We start from the raw sequence: 7,480 nt of genomic DNA, 5'->3' as shown, positions 1-7,480 counted from the left end.
CGGCTGGTCAACAACCTCGCCCCCGAGGAAGCGCCCGACGCCGCCGTGATCTACGGACCGGAGCGCTACCGACGCCTCGCGGCCGTGAAGTCGAACTACGACCCGGCCAACATGTTCCGGATCAACCACAACGTGGTGCCGGCCGGCTGAACAGCCGATCGGCCGAAAGTCCCCGTGCCCCTTGAGGTGACGGTCACTTCGCCCGGGCCTGTCGCGCCCGACACACTCGGCCCCACTGCGCGGATGTCGTCCTATATTCAAATGTACGTACATTTGAGCGCGCCCCCGGACCGGGACCCGGCGCGCAGCGCAGCCAGGAGGAGCACTATGTCCACTGTGGACTCGACGCACTTCGATCTCGTCGTGATCGGATTCGGCAGAGGGGGCAAGACACTGGCCGCCGCGATGGGGCGGCGCGGCCGCCGCGTCGCCGTGATCGAGCGGTCGGCGCAGATGTACGGCGGTACCTGCCCCAACGTCGGGTGCGTGCCCACCAAATCGCTGATCCACCACGCGGAAACCGGTACCGGGCACGGCGAAGCGGTCGGCAAGACGCGGAACCTGACGACGAGGCTGCGCGGCATCAACTTCTCCACGCTCGACTCGATCGAGTCCGTCACCGTCCTCACCGGACAGGCCGCGTTCGTCGACCCCAAAACGGTGGAGGTCAGCGCCGGCGACGACCGCCTGACCGTGACCGGCGACACCATCGTCATCAACACCGGGGCCGAGCCCGTCCTGCCCGCGATCCCCGGGCTCGCCGGCAGCACCCGCGTCCACACGAGCACCGACCTCATCGGGCGGGACAACCTCCCGCGCCGGCTGGCCGTGCTCGGCGGTGGGCACGTGGGCATCGAGTTCGCGTCGATGTTCGCGCAGTTCGGCAGCGAGGTGACGGTGCTCGACCGCGCGCCGCGCATCCTGGGCCGGGAGGACGACGATGTCGCCGCGGCCGCGGAACAGGTGCTGGCCGACACCGGGGTCCGGTTCGTCCTCGGCGCCGAGGTCACCCGGCTGTCGGAGACGGCCGAAGGCGCCCGCCTCGACTACCGCCAGGGCGACGACGACGGCACGATCGTCGTCGACGCGGTGCTGGTCGCGGCCGGCCGCAAGCCCGCCACCGAAGGCCTCCGCCTGGACCTCGCGGGCGTGGCGACCACGGCCGGCGGCGCGGTCGAAGTGGACGATCGGCTGCGCACCGGCCAGCCCCACATCTTCGCGGTCGGCGACGTCAAGGGCGGGCCGCAGTTCACCTACGTCTCCCTCGACGACAGCCGCATCGTCGCCGACCAGCTCACCGGCCCCGGCACCCGATCCACCGCCGACCGCGCCCACATCCCCTACGCGCTCTTCCTGACGCCCCCTTTGGCCCGGGTGGGACTCACCGAACAGGACGCGCGCGAGCAGGGGTACGCGGTGAAGGTGGCGGAAAAAGCGGTCGCCGACATCGTCGCGATGCCGAAAGCGAAGATCCTCGGCGAGACCCGGGGCCTGATGAAATTCGTCATCGACGCGAAGACCGACCGGATCCTCGGCGCCGCTCTGCTGAGCGTCGACGCCCAAGAGCTGATCAACCTGGTCACCCTGGCCATGCGGCACGGCGTCACCGCCACGGATCTGCGCGACGGGATCTACACGCACCCGTCGTCGACCGAGGCGTTCAACGAAGTGCTGGCCGCCACGCGCAGCTGACGCGGCCGGGCGGAACCCGCCAACCCCGCCCGCCGGCGCGATTCCCGGCGCCGTGATCCCCCGCTCGCTGATCCGGTGGGTCCCGGCGACACACCGGTTGCGGGGCAAGGATCCGCGCTGACCCGTCCCGCTTCGTCCAGGTCAGGTCTGTTGCAGCGCCGAGAGAACAGCGCGCAGGTGGCGGCGCGTCGCGTCGGCGGCCCGGTCCGGGTCGCCGTCGCAGATCGCGGAGATGATGGCGAGGTGCTCGGCAAGGGATTCACGAGCCCGCCCCGGCCGGGTGGTGAGGCGGAACCGGTGCAGCACGGACTGCGCGCGCAGGCGTTCCAGGATGTGCGTCGCCGTGTGGTGGGCGCTGAGCCGGCGCACGAGGGTGTGCAGCTGGTGGTTGAGCTCGGACTGCCGGGCCAGATCCGCGTCGTCGACGGCGTCGCTCATGGCGTCGGCCAGCGCCTGCAGGGCACCTCGCTCGGCAGCGTCGGCCCGCGTCGCGGCGAGCGAGGCACACAACGGTTCGAGCATCAGGCGCACGTCGCAGATCTCGACGGCCTCGTCCAGCGACACCGCGCGGACGCGCGCGCCCCGGTTCCGGACGCGCTCGATCAGCCCTTCGTTCATCAGTTCCAGCAGCGCGAGCCGGACCGCGCTGCGGCTCGCGCCGAACTGGTCGGCCAGGTCGCTTTCGACCAGCCGCTGGTTCGGCACGAACTCGCCCCGCAGGATCGCGTCGCGGATGGCGTCGCTGACCGCGGGGGCCGACGCGGTCGCGGGGTCCGCCGTCTCAGCCCGCACGCGACATCACCGGCCCGCGGGCAGGTCTCGGCAGTTCCCGGATCCGCGCAGCCGCACCGCTGCCGTGTTCACCCAAGCCGATCACCTCGTCGAAACGGAGTTCCACGCGGCCCGGCCGCCCGCGTCACGAAGCCGGCGTGCGACCGAGCGTGGTCCGGGGCAGGCCGCCCAGCTCGCTGAGCTTCTGCAAGGACCCGACCAGGCTCGAGAGGTGAGCCCGCATCGCGGCCTCGGCCCGGTCCCCGTCCCCCGAGGCGACCGCCTCGATGACGCTGACGTGCTCGGCGAGCCCTTCCTCGATCCGCCCCGGCAGCAACGACACCTGGAACTGGTACCGCACGCTGGGGTAGCGCAGCCGTTCCAGCACCTCGGTCGCCGTCCGCTGGTCACCCAGCTCGCGGATCACGTGGTGCGATTCCTGGCTGATGTCGTTGTAGGCGGCGATGTCACCGGCCTTCACCGCCGCGCGCATCGCCTTGGCGAGCTTCTGGAGGCGGCGCCGGTCTTCCGCACCGATCACCGACGCGGCCTTGCGCGCGCACAGCCCCTCGACCACGGCGCGCACCTCGGTGATCTCGATCGCCTCGCGCAGCGAGATCGGCCGCACCGACGCGCCGCGGTTGCGCTCGCGGATCACGAGGCCCTCGTTCTCCAGCATCACCAGGGCCTCGCGCACGCTCCCGCGCGACGATCCGAACGTGGCCGCGAGATCGACCTCGACGAGCCGCTGGCCGGGAAAGAGCTCGCCGTGGACGATGGCGGTCCGCAACCGGTCGACGAGCGTTTCTCGGTTTTCCACAGGCGGCCGCCCTCCTTTCAAGGCCGGCCGTCCAGCCGGATCGTTGCCATTTTACCCTAACAGGATCGTTGGCAATCTGAGTGGACGATCGGGTGTTTCACCGGCCGCTCAGTGCGGTTCGTCCTGCGCGTCGACCACTGACAAAGCCCGCCCGGGCACCGGGACCGACACCTCGTCGCCGGGACGCACGTCCGAGTGCCGGGCCGACCGGCACTCGATGCGCTCGTCGCCGACCGCCACGATGTGCCGGATGCACTCGCCCTCGAACGACTGGGCGACCACGGTGCCGGACAGTTCGTTCGCCCCCGCCGACCCGGGGGCGCCGGCGGTCCGGCGCCGCGGCTCGAGGTCTTCCGGGCGCAGCACCAGGACGACGTCGGTGAGCCCGGCCGGCACCGCTTCGTCGAGCACGAGCGGGCCGACGTCCGTGAGCACCGTCCGACGGCCCGAGCCGTCGTCGATCTTCGCCGGGAGCAGGTTCGGCGACCCGATGAACCGGGCCACGAACAGGTTCTGCGGGTGGTCGTAGATCTCGCGCGGGGTGCCCTGCTGCATGATGCGCCCGCCGCTCATGATGGTGATCACGTCGGAGATCGCCAGCGCCTCGGCCTGGTCGTGGGTGACGTAGAGGGTGGTCAGCCCCAGTTCGCTCTGCAGCCGCTTCAGTTCCAGGCGCATCGACGCGCGAAGCTGCGCGTCGAGGTTGGACAGGGGCTCGTCGAGCAGCAGCAGGCGCGGCCGGCCGACCATGGCGCGGGCGAACGCGAGCCGCTGCTGCTGGCCGCCGGAGAGCTTCGTGGCCGACCGGTCGATGGCCTCGCTCAGCCCGACCGATTCCAGTGCCGCCACCACCAGCTTGTCGACCTCGGCCTTGGGCCGCTTGGCCCGGCCCACCCGCATCGGGAACGCGACGTTCTGGCGCACGGACATGTGCGGCCAGATCGCGTAGGACTGGAACACCATGCCGAGCCGGCGCCGGTCCGGCGAGAGGTCCACGGACCGCTCGGCGGAGAAGAGTGTGTCGCCGCCCAGCTCGATCTCGCCGGAGTCCGGGTGCTCGAGCCCCGCGACCGACCGCAGCAGCGTGGTCTTGCCACACCCCGACGGCCCCAGCAGCGTGTGGAACTGCCCCTCCTCCACGCGCAGGCTCACCCCGCCCAGCGCGGGACGGTGCTTGCCGGCATCGACCCCTCGCCGCCGCAACCGGGCGGATGAGGCGGGGTCGTACTTCTTCACCACGTCGTTGATCTTGAGCATCGGTTCGACCGCCTTGGGTTCGGGCTACTGGTTGCGCACGCCACGGCGCGCCGCGATGAGCTGCGAGATGACGACCAGGACCGTCAGCACGACGACGAGGACCACGCCGATCGCCGACACCAGGGTGGTGTTGCCGTCCTGGTACTCCTGGAAGATCGTCACGGAGAGGACTTCCTTGCCCGGGGTGTAGAGCAGGATGCTGCTCTGCAGCTCCCGGAAGCTGACGATGAGGATGTAGACCCATCCGCCGATCAGGCCCGGCGCGGCCAGCGGGAGCAGGACGCGCCGCATCGTCTCGAACCAGCGGGCCCCGGAGACGTGGGCCGACTCCTCGAGCTCGGCCGACACCGTCGAAAGCGCGGCGCCCGCGTACCGCATGCCGTAGGGGATGAACCGGGTCGTGTAAGCGATGAAGAGGATGACCAGCGTCCCGTAGATCGGCAGCGACGTGCGGAGGTACACCACCGCCAGCGCGACGCCGAACACGAGACCGGGGATCACCAGCGGCGAGAACGCCAGCGCGTCGAGCAGCCGCCGGCCCGACGATCTCGTGCGGACCACGACCCAGGACGCGACCGCGGACAGGACCATCGCCGCGGTGGCCGCGCACACGGCGACGATCACGGTGTGCTCGAACGAGTGGATGATCCCGCTGTCGCCGAACAGCGTGCGGTAGTTGTCCAGGTTCAGGTCGCCCAGGGCCTGGAGACTGGGTTGCTCGTAGTTCTTCAGCAGCGACGAGTAGAGCAGGATCAGCAGCGGCAGCACCACGGCGAGGACGAAGTAACCCAGCACCAGCAGTGCCGCGACCCACCTCCCCCGGCCGAGTTTCTCGCGCCGCGGCCGGAACGCCTTGCCGCTGATCGTCCCGGACTCGCGCAGCGACCCGCCCGCGCGCCCCGCCAGCCAGACGCCGACGCACGCGATCACCAGCAGGCCGATCCCGATCGCCCCGATCGCCTGGTAGTCGGTGGGGTATTCCTGGTACAGGTAGTAGAGCTTGCTGGTGAGCACGTAGTGCCCGCCCGAGAGCCCGAGGAACGTGGGGATTTCGAAGACTTCCAGCGACTGCACGAAGACGATGAGCGCGGCGCCCGCCAGCGCGGGCTTGACCATCGGCAGGGTGATCCGGGTCAGCACCCGCCACCGGCCGAGCCCGGCGACCCGGGCCGCCTCCTCCATCGACGGGTCCGCGGCGCGGAAAGCCGCCGACAGCAACAGGAAGACGATCGGCGCGGAGTGCAGGCTCTGCACCCAGATCATGCCCCACACCGAGTAGACGTCGAACGGCCGGATGCCGAACAGGAACCCGGTGACGTTGTTGAGCAGGCCGATGTTCGAGCTCCCGAGGAAGATCCACGCCGGCGCGTACAGGATCGCAGGGATGATCAGCGGGATCAGGGCCGAGAGGCTCAGCAGCCGCCGGAACGGGACGTCGGTGCGCTCGGCCAGGTAGGCGAACCCGCCGCCGATCACCATCGACACGACCATCGAGCCGAAGGCGAACGCCAGCGTGTTCCCGATCATCGCCCAGGTGTCGGAGTCGTTCGGGAACGCCCGGGCGAAGCCCCCGAGGCCGGCCGAGCCGTCGTCGGCGACGAAGGTCCGCCAGAGCAGGAAACCCAGTGGCACCAGGACGAGGTAGCCGAGCAGCAGCACGACCACCGCCACGACCACGTGCTTGGCCTGGACGCGCGCGAGGACCCGGCGCAGTACCCCGGGGCCCGGCCCGGGGCCGGGACCGGCCGGCGGCCGGTCGAGAAGGGTCTGGGTCATCGCGGAAGCACCGGATCCTTGCCCTTGAGCAGGTTGCTCCACGCCTCTTGCCACGCGTTGCCCCGGTCGGAGGCCAGGGTCCGCCAGTCGTCGTACACGAAATCGGTTCCTTCCGGCAGGCGCGGCCGGTAGCCCGGGATCGCCGCGGGGTTGGTGGGGATGTAGCCGGCGTCGTGCAGGTACTTCTGCGCCTCGGTGAGGTAGAAGTCGCAGAACAGCAGCGCGGCCGCCGGGTGTGCCGCGCCCTTCATCGGGTCGGCCCCCAGGATCTGCAGCGTCACGGGGTCCATGGGCGGGGAGAACGAGAGGTCCTTCGCCCGGCTGGGCACGTACTGGAGGAAGTCCGACAGGAAGACCGGAAAGTCGCCCGCCTGCAGCAGAGTGGTGTTGGAGACGTGGCCGTCGACGACCCGGAAGTTCTTCGCGACGCCCTTCATCATGGCGGCGAAGTCGTTGTCGGACATGCCTTTCTGCTTCGTGTAGTAGTTGTACACGTCCTCGTACCAGTTGAAGTCGCCCTGGTCGACCGCGACCTTGCCCTGCCACTTCGGATCGGCGTAACCCGCGAGGTCGTGCGGGAGCCCGCCGGGCTGGACCAGCCGCACGTTGTGGATCGGCAGGGTGGCGATGTAGTACGCGCCGACCATGTCGTCGGTCTTCGCCTCGGCCGGGATGGTCGACGTGATGTCGCTCTGGTACGGGGCGATCAGGCCCTGCCCGCCGAGGATCGCCATCTCGGAGTCCTTGGTCTCGACCACGTCGTTCAGGACCCGGTGCGCGCCGGCTTCCTGCAGGACGCGCCCACGGACCTGTTCGGTCGTCGCGCGGTAGACCGCGACGTCGATCCCGTATTCCTTCTCGAAAGCGGGGACGATCTTCTTCTCGATCGCGGTGTTGGTGACGTAGATGACCAGCTGGCCCTCGGCCTTGGCGGCCTCGACGAGCTGGTCGTGGCGCGATTTCCCCTTCAGGGCCGCGAATTTCGCGTAGACCGCGACCGCCTCGGTGTTCACAGGGGGAAATCCGCACGCCGCCGTCAGGCCGCCCAGGCAGGCCACAGCGAGCAGGCAGGCAAGGCGCTGCCGCGGCTTCTCGAGCATCGTTGCTCCTCATTCCGGTGACGGCTGCGCTCCGCGCACCCGCGTACAGAGACTACTTGATGTC

General features: G+C 70.1%; 7 protein-coding genes. 2 read left to right on the top strand and 5 right to left on the bottom strand.

Annotated features, from left to right (window positions below; genetic code table 11):
• Window positions 1–45: 45 nt before the first annotated feature.
• A complete protein-coding gene (locus ACFY1H_RS38175) occupies window positions 46–150 on the top strand; it encodes a BBE domain-containing protein (protein WP_386954706.1) in 105 nt (34 codons plus the stop codon).
• A 177-nt stretch (window positions 151–327) separates the two neighbouring features.
• Window positions 328–1,692 carry an FAD-dependent oxidoreductase gene (locus ACFY1H_RS38170; protein ID WP_386954686.1) on the top strand — a complete coding sequence of 455 codons (1,365 nt, stop codon included), beginning with the start codon at window positions 328–330 and terminating at the stop codon, window positions 1,690–1,692.
• 141 nt (window positions 1,693–1,833) lie between these two features.
• Here the strand turns inward: ACFY1H_RS38170 and ACFY1H_RS38165 are convergent, their stop codons facing one another.
• The 5 genes from ACFY1H_RS38165 to ACFY1H_RS38145 form a co-directional block, all read right to left on the bottom strand.
• Window positions 1,834–2,484 carry a GntR family transcriptional regulator gene (locus tag ACFY1H_RS38165; protein ID WP_386954683.1) on the bottom strand — a complete coding sequence of 217 codons (651 nt, stop codon included), beginning with the start codon at window positions 2,482–2,484 and terminating at the stop codon, window positions 1,834–1,836.
• Between the two features lie 124 nt (window positions 2,485–2,608).
• Window positions 2,609–3,283, bottom strand: a complete 675-nt coding sequence (locus ACFY1H_RS38160) for a GntR family transcriptional regulator (protein ID WP_366583681.1) — start codon at window positions 3,281–3,283, stop codon at window positions 2,609–2,611.
• 108 nt (window positions 3,284–3,391) lie between these two features.
• Window positions 3,392–4,540 (bottom strand): ABC transporter ATP-binding protein, encoded by a 1,149-nt coding sequence (locus ACFY1H_RS38155; protein ID WP_366583680.1) that lies wholly within the window; start codon window positions 4,538–4,540, stop codon window positions 3,392–3,394.
• Window positions 4,541–4,564: 24 nt separating this feature from the next.
• On the bottom strand, window positions 4,565–6,316 hold the full coding sequence (locus ACFY1H_RS38150; RefSeq protein WP_366583679.1) for an iron ABC transporter permease: 1,752 nt from the start codon (window positions 6,314–6,316) through the stop codon (window positions 4,565–4,567).
• Window positions 6,313–7,416, bottom strand: coding sequence for a hypothetical protein (locus tag ACFY1H_RS38145; RefSeq protein ID WP_386954678.1), 1,104 nt, complete (start codon window positions 7,414–7,416; stop codon window positions 6,313–6,315). Before ACFY1H_RS38145 ends, ACFY1H_RS38150 begins: the two co-directional genes overlap by 4 nt.
• Window positions 7,417–7,480: the final 64 nt, after the last annotated feature.

The sequence above is a fragment of the Amycolatopsis sp. NPDC001319 genome (assembly GCF_042896185.1).
Classification (GTDB): domain Bacteria; phylum Actinomycetota; class Actinomycetes; order Mycobacteriales; family Pseudonocardiaceae; genus Amycolatopsis.
Note: the sequence above shows the minus strand (reverse complement) of the source record. Positions and strands in the feature narration are given on the sequence as shown.

What these genes read in the sequence shown, in the direction of transcription:
- ACFY1H_RS38170 (WP_386954686.1), top strand. Translation starts at nt 328, where the DNA reads ATGTCCACTGTGGACTCGACGCACTTCGATCTCGTCGTGATCGGATTC.
- ACFY1H_RS38155 (WP_366583680.1), bottom strand. Translation starts at nt 4,540, where the DNA reads ATGCTCAAGATCAACGACGTGGTGAAGAAGTACGACCCCGCCTCATCC.
- ACFY1H_RS38145 (WP_386954678.1), bottom strand. Translation starts at nt 7,416, where the DNA reads ATGCTCGAGAAGCCGCGGCAGCGCCTTGCCTGCCTGCTCGCTGTGGCC.
- ACFY1H_RS38150 (WP_366583679.1), bottom strand. Translation starts at nt 6,316, where the DNA reads ATGACCCAGACCCTTCTCGACCGGCCGCCGGCCGGTCCCGGCCCCGGG.